The sequence below is a fragment of the Telluria beijingensis genome, assembly GCF_030770395.1.
Classification (GTDB): Bacteria; Pseudomonadota; Gammaproteobacteria; order Burkholderiales; family Burkholderiaceae_D; genus Telluria; species Telluria beijingensis.
In genome coordinates this window covers 2,836,524-2,852,603 of sequence record NZ_CP132480.1, presented here as the reverse complement: position 1 = coordinate 2,852,603, position 16,080 = coordinate 2,836,524, and the positions used below count along the sequence as shown (strand labels likewise).

The 16,080-nt window shown below is 66.9% G+C and carries 14 protein-coding genes; 8 read left to right on the top strand and 6 right to left on the bottom strand.

What is annotated here, in order from left to right; all coding sequences use genetic code 11:
• Positions 1-194: 194 nt before the first annotated feature.
• The 3 genes from Q9246_RS12655 (at position 195) to Q9246_RS12645 (ending at position 3,736) form a co-directional block, all read left to right on the top strand.
• Positions 195-2,480 carry a catecholate siderophore receptor Fiu gene (locus tag Q9246_RS12655; protein ID WP_306397896.1) on the top strand — a complete coding sequence of 762 codons (2,286 nt, stop codon included), beginning with the start codon at positions 195-197 and terminating at the stop codon, positions 2,478-2,480.
• A gap of 86 nt (positions 2,481-2,566) precedes the next feature.
• Positions 2,567-2,869 carry a hypothetical protein gene (locus Q9246_RS12650; protein ID WP_306397895.1) on the top strand — a complete coding sequence of 101 codons (303 nt, stop codon included), beginning with the start codon at positions 2,567-2,569 and terminating at the stop codon, positions 2,867-2,869.
• Between the two features lie 33 nt (positions 2,870-2,902).
• A complete protein-coding gene (locus Q9246_RS12645) occupies positions 2,903-3,736 on the top strand; it encodes a metallophosphoesterase (protein WP_306397894.1) in 834 nt (277 codons plus the stop codon).
• Here Q9246_RS12645 and Q9246_RS12640 read toward each other — a convergent pair whose 3' ends face one another.
• The 3 genes from Q9246_RS12640 to Q9246_RS12630 form a co-directional block, all read right to left on the bottom strand.
• On the bottom strand, positions 3,737-6,028 hold the full coding sequence (locus tag Q9246_RS12640; protein ID WP_306397893.1) for a penicillin-binding protein 1A: 2,292 nt from the start codon (positions 6,026-6,028) through the stop codon (positions 3,737-3,739).
• Positions 6,029-6,149: 121 nt separating this feature from the next.
• Entirely contained in the window at positions 6,150-6,791 is a 642-nt protein-coding gene (locus tag Q9246_RS12635) for an FMN-dependent NADH-azoreductase (RefSeq protein WP_306397892.1), read from the bottom strand.
• A complete protein-coding gene (locus Q9246_RS12630) occupies positions 6,788-7,222 on the bottom strand; it encodes a carboxymuconolactone decarboxylase family protein (RefSeq protein ID WP_306397891.1) in 435 nt (144 codons plus the stop codon). The genes Q9246_RS12635 and Q9246_RS12630 overlap by 4 nt, the downstream gene beginning before the upstream one ends.
• A 133-nt stretch (positions 7,223-7,355) precedes the next feature.
• Between Q9246_RS12630 and pdxR the strand changes: the two genes are divergently transcribed.
• A complete protein-coding gene (gene pdxR / locus Q9246_RS12625; RefSeq protein WP_306397890.1) occupies positions 7,356-8,789 on the top strand; it encodes a MocR-like pyridoxine biosynthesis transcription factor PdxR in 1,434 nt (477 codons plus the stop codon).
• 494 nt (positions 8,790-9,283) lie between these two features.
• Here the strand turns inward: pdxR and Q9246_RS12620 are convergent, their stop codons facing one another.
• From Q9246_RS12620 to fnr, 3 genes are all read right to left on the bottom strand, one after another.
• Positions 9,284-10,219: a DMT family transporter gene (locus tag Q9246_RS12620; protein ID WP_306397889.1), complete on the bottom strand. Its 936-nt coding sequence runs from the start codon at positions 10,217-10,219 to the stop codon at positions 9,284-9,286.
• Between the two features lie 61 nt (positions 10,220-10,280).
• The gene (locus Q9246_RS12615) at positions 10,281-11,039 is read right to left on the bottom strand and encodes an AraC family transcriptional regulator (protein WP_306397888.1); all 759 of its coding nucleotides are present in this window, start codon (positions 11,037-11,039) and stop codon (positions 10,281-10,283) included.
• 4 nt (positions 11,040-11,043) lie between these two features.
• The gene (gene fnr, locus Q9246_RS12610) at positions 11,044-11,805 is read right to left on the bottom strand and encodes a fumarate/nitrate reduction transcriptional regulator Fnr (RefSeq protein ID WP_306397887.1); all 762 of its coding nucleotides are present in this window, start codon (positions 11,803-11,805) and stop codon (positions 11,044-11,046) included.
• 165 nt (positions 11,806-11,970) lie between these two features.
• Here fnr and Q9246_RS12605 point away from each other — a divergent pair, with 165 nt between their 5' ends.
• The 4 genes from Q9246_RS12605 to pncB all read left to right on the top strand — a co-directional run bounded on the left by Q9246_RS12605 (position 11,971) and on the right by pncB (position 16,031).
• Complete coding sequence (locus tag Q9246_RS12605) at positions 11,971-13,656, top strand: AMP-binding protein (RefSeq protein WP_306397886.1); 1,686 nt, start codon at positions 11,971-11,973, stop codon at positions 13,654-13,656.
• A 26-nt stretch (positions 13,657-13,682) separates the two neighbouring features.
• On the top strand, positions 13,683-14,174 hold the full coding sequence (locus Q9246_RS12600) for a VOC family protein (protein WP_306397885.1): 492 nt from the start codon (positions 13,683-13,685) through the stop codon (positions 14,172-14,174).
• An 84-nt stretch (positions 14,175-14,258) separates the two neighbouring features.
• The gene (locus Q9246_RS12595; RefSeq protein ID WP_306397884.1) at positions 14,259-14,786 is read left to right on the top strand and encodes an SET domain-containing protein; all 528 of its coding nucleotides are present in this window, start codon (positions 14,259-14,261) and stop codon (positions 14,784-14,786) included.
• A gap of 48 nt (positions 14,787-14,834) precedes the next feature.
• Positions 14,835-16,031 (top strand): nicotinate phosphoribosyltransferase, encoded by a 1,197-nt coding sequence (gene pncB, locus Q9246_RS12590; protein ID WP_306397883.1) that lies wholly within the window; start codon positions 14,835-14,837, stop codon positions 16,029-16,031.
• Positions 16,032-16,080: the final 49 nt, after the last annotated feature.

The window sequence follows — 16,080 nt, the reverse complement described above, 5'->3', positions numbered from 1 at the left end:
GCTGGATAACGTCCCCGCCACGAGCGGGGACGTTTGTTTTCAACTACGGCATTCGAGGCTGGCGAAAGTAGATCAAAGGTGTTGTGCGAACACGAATGATAATGATTATCGTTTACATGTAATTACATTCTCGGTAGAATCATTGTTTTTCTTGCAGTGTTAAGCACCAACCATCCGAAAGAGACACCCTCGCCATGAAAGCTATCAAGAGCCGCAAGCACCCCACCCGCAGCCAGGTCGCCGGCACCGCGCTCGCCGCCGTGCTGCTGCCGTTCGGCGCCCACGCCGCCGACGACGCACCCGCCACTGCTGCAGCCACGACCAACACCGCGGCCACCGTCGCTCCGCAATCGACCGTCGAAATCGTCGGCAAATACGAAAACGCCTTCCGCGCCGAGAACGCCTCGTCGCCCAAGTACACCGAGCGCCTGGTCGACACCGCCCAGACCGTGCAGGTGATCAAGAAGGAACTGTTCGAGCAGCAGGGCGCGCTGACCCTGACCGAGGCCCTGCGCAACACCCCCGGCGTCGGCGCTTTCTTCCTGGGCGAGAACGGCAATACCACCACCGGCGACGCGATCTTCATGCGTGGTTTCGATACTTCCAACAGCATCTACGTCGACGGCGTGCGCGACGTCGGCACGATCTCGCGCGACGTGTTCAACCTGGAGCAGATCGACGTGCTCAAAGGCCCGGCCGGCACCGACAACGGCCGCAGCGCGCCGACCGGCTCGGTCAACCTGGTGACCAAGAAGGCCAACCTGACCGACCTGGTGACGACCGCCATCACCGGCGGCAGCGGCGACCAGAAACGCATCACGGCCGACGTCAATCACGTGCTGGACGAACAGCGCGGCATCGCCATGCGCCTGAACGTGCTGGCCCAGGATTCGGGCAGCGCCGCGCGCGACGTGGTCGAGAACAAGCGCTGGGCGGTCGCGCCGAGCATCGGCTTCGGCCTGAATGGCGCCACCCGCGTGCACCTGGACTACCTGCACGTCGACCAGGACAACATCCCCGACGGCGGCGTGTTCGTCATCGGCCTGCCGGGCTACACCAGCCCGGACCGCACCAGGCCCTGGGTCGCCGATGCGCCCAAGGTCGACCCCAAGAACTTCTACGGCTCGGTCAACGACTATGACGACGTGAAGGCCGACATGGCCACCGTGCGCATCGAGCACGACTTCTCGCCGACCATGAAGCTGCAGAACACCAGCCGCTATGGCAAGACCAGCCAGGACTACCTGCTGACCGCCTTCCTCACCAGCGCCGCCAACCTTGCCACCCCGGTGCAGGGCGACCCGCGCACCTGGACCCTGGCGCGCAGCATCCGCACCGGCAAGGACCAGGAAAACAAGATCCTCACCAACGTCACCACGCTGACCAGCCAGTTCAACACCGGCGCCGTGTCGCACACCCTGGTGACCGGCCTCGAAATCACCAGCGAGCGCCAGACCACCTGGAACGTGACCGGCCTGGGCACGCTGCCGCCCGCGAACATCTACAACCCGAACCCGAACGATGCGCCGACCACGCCGGTCAATGTGCGCCGCACCGGCGCCTACAACGAGGGCGAGGTCGATACCCAGAGTGTGTACCTGTTCGACACCGTCAAGCTCGGCGAGCGCTGGATCTTCAATGGCGGCGTGCGCGTGGACCACTTCCGCGGCGATTATTCGGTGGTGGCGCTGACCAATAACGTGCTGACCTCGACCCGCTTCAAGGTCGGCGACAACCTGGTCAACGGCAAGCTGTCGGCGCTGTACAAGCCGACCGCCAACAGCAGCGTGTATGCGATGGTGGCCAGCTCGAAGCAGCCGCCGGGCGGCAACTTCACCGTCTCGGGTAGCGCCAACAGCGCCCAGAACCCGATCTACGAGCCGCAAAAGACCACGACCACCGAGGTTGGCGGCAAGCTCGACCTGCTCAAGGCCAAGCTGTCGCTGTCGGCCGCGCTGTTCCGCACCGACGTCGAGAACGAGGTCGAGCAGGATCCGGCCGACCAGCAGTGGTACCAGACCGGCGAGAAGCGGGTGCAGGGCGTGGAACTGGGCGCGACCGGCGAACTGGCCCCGCACTGGCTGCTCAGCGCCGGCTACACCTATATGGACACCAGCGTCGAGCGCGGCCGCAATATCACCGCCGCCGGCGAGAACAGCCTGACCTATACGCCGAAGCAGTCGTTCACCGCCTGGACCTCGTATGACCTGCCATGGGGCCTGCGCATCGGCGGCGGCGCGCGTTTCAGCGACAAGCTGGCGCGCGGCACCGACGGGGCGATCGGCACCCCGGCCTATACCGAGTCGTACTGGGTGTTCGACGCGATGGTCGGCTACAAGGTCAACAAGAACGTCGACCTGCGCCTGAACGTGTACAACATCGGCGACGAGAAGTATGTCGCGGCCATCAACAAGAGCGGCTACCGCTACACCCCGGGCACGCCGCGCTCGGCCAGCCTGACGGCGAACATCCGCTTCTGATCAGGTAGCGGACCGTGGAGCGGGCCAGCAGTGCGTCACTGCCGGCCCGCTTCTGCTATGTTGAGCCCACCTTCATGGGGGACGACATGGAACGATTCCTGATCATTTATCGTGGTGCCTCGGAACCGGCCGAGCGCCAGGAAGACCGCTGGACCGCCTGGTTCGACGCAATGGGCGGCGCGGTGCTCGATCCCGGCAGCCTGACCCAGGACAGCGTCGAGATCCCGAGCCGCCTGATCGGCCCCAAGGCGTCCAGCAGTTCGCTGTCGGGCTATTCGGTGCTCGAGGCGCTTGACTTCAATGCCGTGGTGCGCATGGTGCAGGATTGCCCCATCTTCGACGAGCGCGGTTCGGTCGAGATCGCGCGCCTTGGACGCCAGTCGGCCTGAAACCGGGCTGCGCTTGCGCTATACTCGGCGCCCATGCGCATCCAGCTTTTCTCCGACCTGCACCTCGAACGCTATCCCGGCTTCCAGCCGCACATCCTGCCAGACGCCGACGTCGTGGTGCTGGCTGGCGACATCGGCTCCTACCAGGCCGGCTCGCGCCTGGAAACATCCGATTTCGGCCTCGAACGCTTTTCGCCTTCCTTGCCTGCGCTGGCCGGCAAGACAGTGCTGTTCATCCCCGGCAACCACGAATTCGATTCGCTCGACCACGACGAGACCTATGCCCGCCTGCGCGCGACCTGCGAGCGGCACGGCATCACCTGGCTCGACCGCGAGATCGTCGTCATCGGCGACGTGCGCTTCATCGGCACCACCCTGTGGAGCGACTTCGACGCGCTGGCACAGCGCCAGTCCGACCTCACCAAGCAACTGCAGCAACGCGACAAGGCCTTCCGCGCGGCGAACTACTACCTCAGCAAGAACACCACCCTGAGGGGAGGCGAGCAGGTGCTGGCCGAGGGTATCCGCGCCATGTCGCTCGATTGCCAGGCATGGCTGCGCGCGGCGCTGACCACGCCCTTCGCCGGCAAGACGGCGGTCGTCACCCATTTCGCGCCGAGCCTGATGAGCGCCGATCCGCGCTATGGCCTCACGCCCGGCACCGCTGGCTTCTGCAACACCCTCGACGACCTGTTCAAGGGCGCGCAGCTGTGGTTGCACGGCCACCTGCACTGCATGAACGACTACATGGTCGAGGGCCGCGACGGTCCGCACTCCTGGTCGTGCCGTGTGGTGGCCAATCCGCTCGGCTACCTGGGCAAGGGCGAGCAGGAAGGATTCCGTCCTGAGCTGCTGATCGAACTCTGATCAGTGCGATGCGCGGTCGTCGTCGTCCGTGAAGAAAGTCCCGATCAGCCGCTCAAGGCCGGTCTCCGTCTCGGGAACCTGTTCCTGCTCCGCATACTCGGCATACACCCAGTCGCCGCCCGCGCGCGCCACGCCTTCCGGCGGCAGCGGCTCGTGTTGCGGCGTCTTCGCCAGCGCCACCCGCATGAAGTCGACCCACATCGGCAGCGCCAGGGTCGAGCCGAACTCGCGCCCGCCGAGCGAGCGCGGCTCGTCGTACCCCATCCAGGCCACCGCCGCCACCTGGCCGCCATAGCCGGCGAACCAGCCGTCGACCGCATTGCTGGTGGTGCCGGTCTTGCCGGCCAGGTCGTGCCGCTGCAGCTGGCGCGAGGCCGCCGTCGCGGTGCCGACGCGGGTCACGTCGCGCAGCATGCTGTCGACGATGAAGGCATTGCGCGCGTCCAGCACCCGTGCGGTCTCCTGTTTCGGCGCCGGCGGCGCCTGCTCGAGCAGCACCTTGCCGTCGCCATCCTGGATGCGCGCGATCAGCCATGGTTCGACCCGGTAGCCGCCATTGGCCAGCACCGCGTAGGCGCCGGCCATCTGCAGCGGCGTGACGGCGCCCGTGCCCAGGCCGAGCGTCAGGTTGCGCGGCTGGCGTGCGGCGTCGAAGCCGAAACGGGCCAGGTGTTCGCGGGCATAGTCGACGTCCAGCGCGCGCAGCATGCGCACGGTCGGCACATTGCGCGAGCGCGACAGCGCGTGGCGCACTGTCACCGGGCCCTCGAAGGCATTGTCGTCATTGCGCGGCGACCAGTTGGCATAGGCTTTCTCGGCGCTGAAGTCGAGCGGTTCGTCGAGGATCTGCGTGCCGGGGAAGAAGCCGCGCTCCAGGCCCGCCGAATAAACGAATGGCTTGATGCTCGATCCCGGTTGGCGCCAGGCCTGGGTCACGTGGTTGAACTTGTGCAGCGAATAATCGAAGCCGCCGACCAGGGCGCGGTAGGCGCCGGTGTCGGTGTCGAGTGCCACGAAGGCCGCGGCTACCTCGGGCAACTGGGCGATCGACCAGGCGCCGCCGGCGGGCCGCGCGAGGCGGATGACGGCGCCCGGCGCCAGCTTCACGCCGGGTTTCGCCTTGGCCGACAGGGCGCCCGCGGCAAAGGCCAGGCCCGGGCCCGAGACCTCGACCGACTCGCCGTTGGCGAACATGGCGCGCACCCGCTTGGCCGAGGCCGCGGTGACGACCGCCGGCGCCAGGCCGGCCACGGACGAAAGCTTGTGCAGGGCGGCGGCGATGGCGTCTTCGCGTTCGGCGGCATCGGCCGGCAACGCGATGCGCGCTTCCGGGCCCCGGTAGCCGTGGCGCCGGTCGTAGGCAAGCACGTTGCGGCGCACCGATTCGTAGGCCGCGTCCTGTTCGGCCGCCACGATGGTGGTGGTGACCGTGATGCCGCGCTCATAGGCGGCCTGGCCGAGGCGCGCATGGACGGCCTGGCGCGCGATCTCGGCCACCCAGGCCGCGCGCGGATTGAAGGTGGCGCCGTCGCCGCGCACCGCGAGTTTCTCGGCCAGCGCCTGGCGGTACTGGGGCTCGGTGATCATCGCCAGTTCGCGCATGCGCTTGAGGACGACCTGCTGGCGCTTGCGCGCCGCCTGCGGATTCGACACCGGATTGCTGCTCGACGGGTTTTGCGGCAGGCCGGCCAGCATCGCCATCTCGGCCAGGGTCAGGTCGGCCAGCGGCTTGCCGAAATAGGTGCGCGCCGCGCTGCCGAAGCCGTAGGCGCGCTGGCCGAGATAGATCTGGTTCAGGTAGACCTCGAGGATCTGGTCCTTGCTCAGCGCCTTCTCGATCTTGTAGGCGAGGGCGACCTCGGTGAGCTTGCGGGGCAGGGTCTTGTCGCGCGACAGGAAGAAGTTGCGCGCCACCTGCATCGTGATGGTCGAGGCGCCCTGGCTGCCGAAGTCGCCGATATTCGCCTTGGCCGCGCCCAGCGCGCGGATCCAGTCGACGCCGCCGTGCTCGTAGAAGCGGGTGTCCTCGATCGCCAGCACGGCCGACTTCATCAGCGCCGGCACCCTGGCGATCGGGACGAACTCGCGCCGCTCGGTACCGAATTCGCCGATCAGGACCTTGTCGGCGGTGTACACGCGCAGCGGGATCTTCGGCCGGTAGTCGGTAACGGCCTTGATATCGGGCACGTCGGGCAGGATCGAGGCGGCGGCCGTGTGGGGGATGGCGGCGAGCAGCGCGCTGGTGGAGAACAGGAGCGCAGCGCCGCGAAGGGCGAGGTGGAATGTGGACATGGCGGCACGATCGGTAAGAAGTGCGCCGATCTTACTGGCCGCCAGCCGCGCTGGCCCGCGATAAGCGCCGGGTAGCACCGGCTGGCACCGTGGGGTGCAGCCGATGCTACCGGCACGCCGCTCAGGCGGCGCGTGCGGTTTTGAGACTGTCCAGGTCCATGGTCGCCAGCAGCGCTTCGCGGTTCGCCGCCACCTGGGCGGGATCGAGGAAGGCGGTCGCCTGCAGCGGCAGGAATTGCAGCGAGGTCAAGCCCACGCAGCCGAAGGCGGCCACGAGGTAGGGCGTGAGGAAGTCGGGCTGTTTTGCTTGCGGCCCACTGAACACGCCGCCCGACGCGACGCCGATGTACACCGGCCGGTCGCGCAGCAGTCCGATCTTCTCGCCGCTGGCCGACATGCCGATAGTGCGGCCGACCCGCAGCAACTGGTCGATCCAGGCCTTGAACACCGACGGCAGCGTGAAGTTGTTCATCGGCGTGCCGATCACCAGCACGTCGGCCGCTTCGACTTCCTGGATCAGCCATTCGGACAGCTGCAGGTCGCCGTTGGCCTGGCCGGCCGCCAGCGCGCCGGGCGAGGCCAGGGCGGCGGCATAGCCGACGTCCGTATGCGGGATCGGCTCCAGGCCCAGGTCGCGCCGCAGCACGTCGGCGCCGGGGTATCGTGCCAGCAGCCGCTCGACCATCGCCCTGGACAACTGGCGGCTGTGCGATTCGACGCGCGGGCTGCAGTCGATGTGCAGGATGGTGAGTGGCCGGCTCATTGGCGCATCCCGATCGCAAGGCGGTTGAAGGCGCTCATCAGGGCGACGGCGAAGGTCAGGTCCGAGATCTCGACTTCGGTGAAGTATTCCTTCAGCGGTTCGTAGTCGGCATCCGGCGCGCCGGTGCGGTCGACGTGGACCAGCGCATCGGTCCAGGCCAGGGCGGCGTGTTCGCGCGCGCTGAAACGTTCGCTGACGCGCCAGCCGGCGAGGCTGTCGAGCTTCGCCTGCGACACGCCGTCGGCGCGCAGCGCCTTCGCGTGCATCTCGAGGCAGAAGGCGCAGCCGTTGATCTGCGATACGCGCAGCCATACGAGTTCGACCAGCTCCTTGCCGAGCGGGCTGCTCTCGAGGGCCTTCTTGGTGGCGCCGAAGCCCTGATAGGCGGCGGGGGACAGGGAGTAGTAGGGCAGGCGTTGCGGGGCACTCATCAGGAATCTCCGGTAAGGGGGCAGTTGATCAATTGCGTACATGGCGCATGGCGTTCTTCATTCGATGTGGATACTATAGGCGGATCATGGCCTATGAGATAGGTGCAAGAAATGAAGAAATGAATGGGACATCGTGGATATCCAGAACCTGAAACCCACTCGCGAGCGGGACGAACCGATCTACCTGCAGCTGTATCGCCGCTATTGCGAAGCGATCGCCGCCGGCAAGCTGAAGGCGGGCGACCGGGTGCCATCGGTGCGCAGCCTGGCCAGCGAATTGAACCTTGCCCGCGGCACCGTCGAAGCGGCCTACCAGATGCTGGTGGGCGAAGGGTATTTCGTGGCACGGGGCGCGGCCGGGACGGTCGTGTCGCCGCGGCTGGCGAGGCTGGCCGAACCGGCCGGGCCAAGAACCGTGCCGCCACGCGCGCCGGACGCCAATTCGCCGCAAGGGGCGCCAGGCCAGGCGCTGCCGTTCCAGCTCGGGTTGCCGGCGCTGGACGCATTCCCGCGCAAGACCTGGGCGCGCCTGGCCGGGCACACGCTGCGCACCTTGGCCGCGGCGGCGATGACCTATCCCGATCCCGCCGGCCATGAGCCGTTGCGGCGCTCCATCGCCACCTATCTCGGCATCTCGCGCGGCATCGACTGCGCACCCGAACAGGTGTTCGTCACGGCCGGCTACCACGGCGCGCTGGAACTCGTGCGCCGCGTCTTGCTGCGCGACGGCGACCTGGGGTGGTACGAAGATCCCGGCTACGCCCTGGCCCGGCGCTTCCTGCTGCGCGCGGGCCTGCGGCTGGCGCCGGTCCCGGTCGACGCCGAGGGCCTGGACGTAGCACATGGCCTGCGGCGCGCGCCGGACGCGCGCTTCGCGGTGGTGACGCCCACCCACCAGAGCCCGATGGGGATGGCGATGTCGCTGCCGCGGCGCCTGGAATTGCTGGAATGGGCACGCGCCAGCCGCGCCTGGATCGTCGAGGACGACTACGACAGTGAGTTCCGTTACCACGGCCGGCCCTTGCCGGCCCTGAAAAGCCTCGACCGTCACGGGCGGGTGCTCTACACCGGCACCTTCAGCAAGGTGCTGCTGCCGGGACTGCGGCTGGCCTACCTGGTCGTTCCCGCGGCGCAGGTGGCGCGCATGCGCGAGCTTGTCGACCTGCTTCCCGGCCCAGGATCGATCCTGCCGCAGGCGACGGTCGCCGATTTCATGGAGCAGGGCCACTTCGCGCGCCACCTGCGCAAGATGCGCGCGCTGTACGCCGAGCGGCGCGGCTGGCTGGTCGACGCGCTGGCGCGCGAGCTGGGTGATCGGATATCGATCCAGCCGCAGGCCGGCGGCATCCATGTGTTGGCGCGGCTCGCAGCCGGACACGATGACCGGGCGCTGGCAGCGGCGGCCCAGGCGCGCGGTCTGGGCCTCAAGGCGCTGGGCGATTGGCGGGTAGGCAGGTCGAGCCGGGGCGGACTACTAATGGGATTTACTAATTTTGGAACACCGGACGTCGCCACGGCGGAGGTGCGGCGTTTGCGGACTATAATGGACGCGACATGGAGCGCTTAACAAGATTCCTTGATTTGCTCTAGTTGCCGGCCCTGCATGCAGTGGTGATGCAGGCCCAGTCGAGCTTATGTGTCAGGAAGCTCGGGAAGTTAGGTTCATCAGCTCTTCTTGCAGCTGACTATGAGGTCGCGGGTGACCATTGGTCCATGTACGGTGGGCGTAGAAGCATGCTGCTGCGTGACGACGTCGTAGCCTGTGGGGCAGTGCTGAGCTGCGGCGTTATAGCACTTAGCCCAAGAATCCACAGATCCGTTGCAACTGACAACGAAACCCTTTTGGCCATTGGGCAGGTTGACCGGCTCGACTACGGCAGCACATCCACTGAGGAGCGCAACAGCTGACAATGCGGCGAGCGACTTCATAACGGCCTCCATAATAATTTACTGATGGAAATTATAGCCTGCTGAACCTAGGGCGTTAAAAGAATTTCTAACGTTGAACCCCGCCCACATTGCGGTCGAGTTATCAATATAGGACGGTGAGAATCGTTTCACTCATTTGCTGCGGTGCGCAGAAGCGCACGAAATCACGCCCGCCACCAGCAGCGCCAGCGCGGCCGCCTCGAAGCCGGTCGGCCAGCGCGCTTCCCACAGAAAACCATACAGCGCCGCGAAGATGGTCTCGAACACGATCATCTGCCCCATCAGGCTCAGGGGCAGCGCGCGGCTGGCATGGTTCCACAAGGCGTTGCCCACTACCGAGCACAGGATGGCGACCGCCGTCACCAGCGCGCCGAATTGCAGCCAGGCCGGCATGCCGTGCTGTCCCGGGGCCAGCACGAAGGCCGGCACCGCCAGCACCAGCGCCATCAGCCCGGTCACCACGCCGACCAGCAAACTCCATTCATGCGACGAGACGCCATCGAGGCGCGCCAGCCAGCGGCTGTTGTGAACCGCGAAGACGGTCCACGACACCAGCGCGCCGAAGGCGCAGGCCAGGCCGGCCAGCGAGCCCGGACTGGCCGCCGACAGCGACTCCCAGCCGATGCAGGCTAGCCCGGCGCCGCTCAGCAGCAGAGACGGCAGCAGGCGGCGCAGCGGCACCGCATCACGCTCGCGCGATCCCACCAGCGTGACCGCAATCGGCAGCAGCCCGATCACGATCGAGGCCATGGCCACGCCGCCCAGCTGCACCGCATTGGCCAGGAACAGGTAATAGACGATGTTGCCGGTAAGGCTGAGCCCAGCCAGGGCGCGCCAGGCGTGCCAGCCGAGCTTGCGGCGCAGTCGTCCCCAGGCCGGATAGATCAGGACGGCGGCGACCAGGCCATAGGCCAGGTAGCGGCCGGCCGAGAGTTGAATGGGCAGGAATTCGGGCGCCAGTTCCGGCGCCAGGAACACCAGGCCCCAGAGCGCGCCGGCGGCGATGCCGGCGCCGATGCCGAGCAGGGTGGAGCGGTCAAGGCCGCCCGCAGTTGGATTGAACAACATGACAATCTCCCGAATGAAGGGAGATTCTCGACGCCGCACCGGGGCGCCGTCTTGGCCGGGACTACTGCGGCTTTGTCCCGTTCTCGCAAGATGCGCGCCGGTAGGCGGCCGGCGTCGTGTCCAGTGCGCGGCGCATGGCGCGCGTCAGGCCGGCCTGGTCGGCAAAGCCGCAGGCCAGCGCGATGTCGGCCACGCTGCGCGCACTACCCGCCAGCAATTCACGTGCGCGGTCGAGACGGCATGTCAGCAGCCAGGCGTGCGGCGTGCTGTCCAGCTCTTCGCGAAACCGCGCGTGCAGCCGGCTCACGCTCAGGTTGGCCGCGCGCGCCATCGATTCCGTGCTCCAGGCCTGGCCGGGCGCGGCCTCGATGCGCGCCAGCAGGGCGGCCAGGCGCGAGGTGGCGCGTGGCGCGTCCAGGCCCAGGGTGTCGAGCAGCAGCGGCACCCAGCCCTGCACCATGGCGCGCGGCGGCGCGTTCTCGCCCGCCATCAGGCCCATGAACTCGACCAGCTTGCGCGCCGCTGGGCCGAGCGTGACAAAAGGCCGCTCCAGCAGTTGCTGCCAGGGGCCGGAGTGAAAGGCGGCGCCGTCGACGTCGACGATCAGCGAGCCATTGGCGGCCTGGCTCGATTGCGCATGCCAGGCGCCCGGCGCCACCAGGGCGCCATGCAGGGGATCGAGCCGGCCGCACCGTTCCTCGATGTCGAGCAGCACTTCGCCATGCAACGGGAGCACCAGCTGGGCGTACTCGTGCCTATCGCCCCAGTGTATCCGGTCGTAACTGCGCAGGTGCAGGTCGCAGGAAGGCTGCGTCGTCATGAGATCAAGCCATCGGGCTGCACACGTCGGTGCCGGCCGCCAGCGCCTTCAGCTTGGCCGGATCGAGCAGGGTCAGTTCGCGCTTGTCGACTTCGATCCAGCCCTGTTTCTTGAAGCGCGACAGCAGGCGGCTGATGCTCTCGATGGTCAGGCCCAGGTAGTTGCCGATGTCTTCGCGCGACATGCGCAGCTGGAAGCGGTTGGCCGCATAGCCGCGGGTGGCGTAGCGCGCCGACAGGTTGACCAGGAAGACGGCGAAGCGCTGTTCGGCGCGCATATTCCCGAGCAGGAGCATGACGTTCTGCTCGCGCGTGATTTCCTGGCTCATGATGCGGTGGAAGTGGCGCAGCAGGGTCGGCACTTCGCCGAACAGGTCTTCCAGGCGCGCGAACGGGATCTCGCACACCTCGGAATCTTCCAGCGCCACCGCGTCGCAATGGTGGGTGCCGCTGATCGCGTCCATGCCCAGCAGCTCGCCGGCCATCTGGAAGCCGGTGATCTGCGCCTCGCCGGCCGCATTCAGCTGGTAGGTCTTGAAGTGGCCGAAGCGCACCGCGTACAGGTTGCGGAACGGCTCGCCCACGCCATACAGGCGATCGTCGCGCTGCAGCCGGCGGCGGCGGCCGATGATCTTGTCCAGGCGGTCGATCTCGTCGTTCTCCAGTCCCATCGGCAGGCACAGCTGGTGCATGCTGCACTGCGCGCAGGACTTGAGCGCGTGGATGTTCAGGGGCGGCTCGGCGTGCTGGGTGAGGGGCTGTGTCATGAGGGATGGCCAGAAAATTCAGTACATGTGGATTATAGACGCCTTGTAGCATCATGGGCTCGCCAGGATCGCGCCACCGGCCGGCGAATCGGTGGCAGAATGGCCAGTACACCAATACTGCGGGGCGCCTGCCACCCGCATCGCATAGCGACCAGGAGACACCCCATGACGCCAACCCAGCGCTTCCTGCAGGCGCGCGATTTCCTCCAGCGGCACCGGCTCGACTACGACACCGCCTACCGCGATTTCCAGAAGCCCGATCTCGACAGTTTCAACTGGGCGCTCGACTTCTTCGACCACCAGGCGAAGGATAACCACGCGCCGGCGCTGTGGGTGGTCGAGGAAGACGGCAGCGAACGCAAGATCTCGTTCGCCGACATGGCCGCGCGCTCGAGCCAGGTAGCCGAGTACCTGCGCAACCTTGGCGTGCGGCGCGGCGAGCGCGTGCTGCTGATGCTGCCGAACCGGGTAGAGCTGTGGGAAATCATGCTGGCCGGGATCAAGCTGGGCGCCGTGCTGGTGCCGACCACGATGCTGCTGGCCGGCGACGACCTGCGCGACCGCCTCGAACGCGGCCAGGTAAGACACGTGATCGCCCAGGCCAGCGAAGCCCACAAATTCGACGCGCTGGGCGGCAGCCACACCCGCATCGCGGTCGGCGGGGCGCCCGCCGGCTGGCACGCCTACGAGGCCAGCCACGACGTCGCCAGCGTGTTCGTGCCTGAAGGCGAGACCCGCGCCACCGACCCGTTGTTGCTGTATTTCACGTCCGGCACCACGGCGAAACCGAAGCTGGTGCTGCACACCCACCAGAGCTATCCGGTCGGCCACCTGTCGACCATGTACTGGATCGGCCTGCAGCCTGGCGACGTCCACTGGAACATCAGCTCGCCCGGCTGGGCCAAGCACGCCTGGAGCTGCTTCTTCGCGCCGTGGAACGCCGGCGCCACCGTGTTCGTCTACAACTACGAGCGCTTCGCCAGCCGCGCCGTGCTGGATGCCATCGTGCGCTGCGGCGTGACTTCGCTGTGCGCGCCGCCGACGGTGTGGCGCATGCTGATCAAGGAAGACCTGGCGGCCTGGCGTCCCGCCCTGCGCGAACTGGTGGGGGCGGGCGAACCGCTCAACCCGGAAGTGATCGAGCAGGTCGAGCGCGCCTGGGGCATCCGCATCCGCGACGGCTTCGGCCAGTCCGAGTCGAGCTGCCAGATCGGGAATTCGCCGGGCCAGCCGATCAAGCCGGGCTCGATGGGCCGCCCGCTGCCGGGCTATCGCATCGCGCTGCTCGACCTGGACGACCAGCCGGCGCGCGAAGGCGAGATTTCGGTGGAACTTGCAGCGCAGCCGATCGGTCTCATGGTCGGCTACGAAGGCAACGAGGAGAAGACGGCCGAGGCGATGCGCGCCGGGCACTACCACACCGGCGACACGGCGAGCGTGGACGATGACGGCTATTATTTCTACGTCGGCCGCAACGACGACGTGTTCAAGTCGTCCGACTACCGTATCAGCCCGTTCGAGCTCGAGAGCGTGCTGATCGAGCACGAGAGCGTGCTGGAGGCGGCCATCGTGCCCAGCCCCGACCCGCTGCGGCTGTCGGTGCCGAAGGCCTTCGTGACCCTGCGCGCCGGGGTGGAGCCGAACCGCGAGATGGCGGCCGCGCTGTTCGCCTTCAGCCGCGAGCGCCTGGCGCCGTATGCGCGGATCCGGCGCATCGAGTTCCGCGAACTGCCCAAGACCATCTCGGGCAAGATCCGGCGCGTCGAGCTGCGCCGCGAAGAAGCAGGCAAGGGCGCTGGCCCGGCGGGCCAGGGCGTGGAGTACCGCGAAGAAGAATTCGCCGCCAGCTGACAACGCAAGCGACCGGGAGGCTCACCATGAAACTGCACGCGCCGATCCAGCCCTGCCTGTGGTTCGACACCCAGGCCGAAGAAGCCGTCAAACACTATATTGCGATCTTTCCCGACTCGCGCATCACGCATGTGTCGCACTACAGCGCGGCCGGCCAGGACGTGCACCACATGGCGCCCGGCAGCGTGATGGCGGTGCAGTTCGAAGTCGACGGCCAGCCCTGCATCGCCATGAACGGCGGGCCGCAGTTCCACTTCACCGAGGCGGTGTCGTTCATGGTGATGTGCGATACCCAGGATCAGATCGACTACTACTGGGAGCGCCTGGGCGAGGGCGGCGACGAGGCGGCGCGCCAGTGCGGCTGGCTCAAGGACAAATTCGGCCTGTCGTGGCAGGTGACGCCGACCGAGATCATGTCGCTGATGGCCGGCCCGCGCAGCGACGCGGTCATGCTGGCCATGCTCGCGATGAAAAAGATGGACATCGCCGCCCTGCGCGCCGCCGCCGGGGTCTCGTGAGCGAATCTTGATAAGTGTGCGGCCCGCGGGCGGCGATTGCGGCCATAATGGCTGCATTCGACCAATCGTCCACCCGGCACCCAGATGACCACCAAAGAAAAGAAAAAGCGCTCCACCAAAGGCGAGGGCCAGCCCTCCGACCACGATCCCATGTACGAAGTGCGCCAGTCGCCGGTCCACGGCAATGGCGTATTCGCGCGCCGCTCCATCCCGGCCGGCGAGCGCATCATCGAATACCGGGGCCAGCGCATCAGCTGGGACAAGGCGACCCGGCGCGCCGAGAAAACGGGCGGCCCGATCAACCACACCTTTTATTTCAGCCTGGCCGACGGCCGCGTGATCGACGGCGGCCGCGATGGCAACGATGCGCGCTGGATCAACCACGCCTGCTCGCCCAACTGCGAGGCCTTCGAAGACGACGGCAAGGTCTACATCCACGCCATGCAGGACATCGACGCCGGCGAAGAACTCAACTACAACTACGCGCTGATCTACGACGAGCGTCACACGCCCAGGCTCAAGAAGCTGTTCGCCTGCCGCTGCGGCACCCCCGGCTGCACGGGCACCATGCTGGCGCCAAAGCGCTCTTCGAAGCGCCGCGCCGCGAAGTAGGCGACAATACAGCCTGCCGCGCCCGTTGCGCACATGCCTGGAGCCTTGATGAAACCCGTAGTCCGCAGCCTGCTGGAGACCGACCTTTACAAGTTCACGATGTGGCAGGCGCTGCTGCACAGCCACCCCGGCGCCACCGGCGAGTATGAATTCCGCTGCCGTAACGAGCCGGCCTATCCGCTGGCCGAACTGAAGGACGATGTCGAGCGTGAGCTCGACTACCTGTGCGGCATGATGTTCACCGAGGGCGAAGTCGCCTACCTGCGCGGCCTGCGCTTCATCAAGAGCGACTTCGCCGACTTCCTCACCCTGTTCCGCTTCCAGCGCAAGTTCATCGAGGTGTCCACCGACGGCCCGCACCTGGCGATCCGCGCGAGCGGTCCGCTGGTGCACGTGATGGGCTTCGAGATCTTCGTGCTCTACATCGTCAACGAGCTGTACTTCCGCCGCTTCGACCAGCAGGAGGCGCTGCGCGAAGCGCGTGTACGCCTGCAGCAGAAGATCGACGAGCTGCGCGCCTTCGGCAACGAAGCGCCGCGCGCCAATCCCTTCGAATTCTTCGACTTCGGCGTGCGCCGCCGCTATTCCGGCGAATGGCACGACGAGGTGGTGGCGACCATGGCGCGCGAGCTGCCGCACTACTTCAAGGGCACGTCGAACGTCTACCTCGCCTATCGGCTCAAGCTGACGCCGATCGGCACCATGGCCCACGAATACCTGCAGGCCCACCAGTCCTTCGGCACCCGCCTGCGCGACTTCCAGAAGGCGGCACTCGAAAACTGGGTGCAGGAGTATCGCGGCGACCTTGGCACCGCCCTGACCGACGTGGTGGGCATGGATGCCTTCCTGGCCGATTTCGACCTGTATTTCGCCAAGCTGTTCGACGGCCTGCGCCAGGACTCGGGCGATCCGGTCGTGTGGGGCGAGAAGGCGCTGGCGCACTACGCCAAGTTGCGTATCGACGCGCGCACCAAGCGCCTGGTGTTTTCCGACGCGCTCACGGTGCCCAAGGCCCTCGAGCTGTACCGCCATTTCGCCGACCGCGTGATGACCGGCTTCGGCATCGGCACCAAGCTCACCAACGACACGCCCCATAAACCGCTCAATATCGTCATGAAGCTGGTGCGCTGCAATGGCCAGCCGGTGGCCAAGCTGTCCGATACCAGGGGCAAGTCGCAGAGCACCGACGAGACCTTCATCGCCTATCTGCGCCAGGTATTCAACAAATACGATGCCGGCGACTGAGCCTGCGCTCTACCCGTAGCCACCCCGTTGTCCACCCTCTGGAGACCAC

What these genes read in the sequence shown, in the direction of transcription:
- Q9246_RS12655 (WP_306397896.1), top strand. Translation starts at nt 195, where the DNA reads ATGAAAGCTATCAAGAGCCGCAAGCACCCCACCCGCAGCCAGGTCGCC.
- Q9246_RS12650 (WP_306397895.1), top strand. Translation starts at nt 2,567, where the DNA reads ATGGAACGATTCCTGATCATTTATCGTGGTGCCTCGGAACCGGCCGAG.
- Q9246_RS12645 (WP_306397894.1), top strand. Translation starts at nt 2,903, where the DNA reads ATGCGCATCCAGCTTTTCTCCGACCTGCACCTCGAACGCTATCCCGGC.
- Q9246_RS12640 (WP_306397893.1), bottom strand. Translation starts at nt 6,028, where the DNA reads ATGTCCACATTCCACCTCGCCCTTCGCGGCGCTGCGCTCCTGTTCTCC.
- Q9246_RS12635 (WP_306397892.1), bottom strand. Translation starts at nt 6,791, where the DNA reads ATGAGCCGGCCACTCACCATCCTGCACATCGACTGCAGCCCGCGCGTC.
- Q9246_RS12630 (WP_306397891.1), bottom strand. Translation starts at nt 7,222, where the DNA reads ATGAGTGCCCCGCAACGCCTGCCCTACTACTCCCTGTCCCCCGCCGCC.
- Q9246_RS12620 (WP_306397889.1), bottom strand. Translation starts at nt 10,219, where the DNA reads ATGTTGTTCAATCCAACTGCGGGCGGCCTTGACCGCTCCACCCTGCTC.
- Q9246_RS12615 (WP_306397888.1), bottom strand. Translation starts at nt 11,039, where the DNA reads ATGACGACGCAGCCTTCCTGCGACCTGCACCTGCGCAGTTACGACCGG.
- fnr (WP_306397887.1), bottom strand. Translation starts at nt 11,805, where the DNA reads ATGACACAGCCCCTCACCCAGCACGCCGAGCCGCCCCTGAACATCCAC.
- Q9246_RS12605 (WP_306397886.1), top strand. Translation starts at nt 11,971, where the DNA reads ATGACGCCAACCCAGCGCTTCCTGCAGGCGCGCGATTTCCTCCAGCGG.
- Q9246_RS12600 (WP_306397885.1), top strand. Translation starts at nt 13,683, where the DNA reads ATGAAACTGCACGCGCCGATCCAGCCCTGCCTGTGGTTCGACACCCAG.
- Q9246_RS12595 (WP_306397884.1), top strand. Translation starts at nt 14,259, where the DNA reads ATGACCACCAAAGAAAAGAAAAAGCGCTCCACCAAAGGCGAGGGCCAG.
- pncB (WP_306397883.1), top strand. Translation starts at nt 14,835, where the DNA reads ATGAAACCCGTAGTCCGCAGCCTGCTGGAGACCGACCTTTACAAGTTC.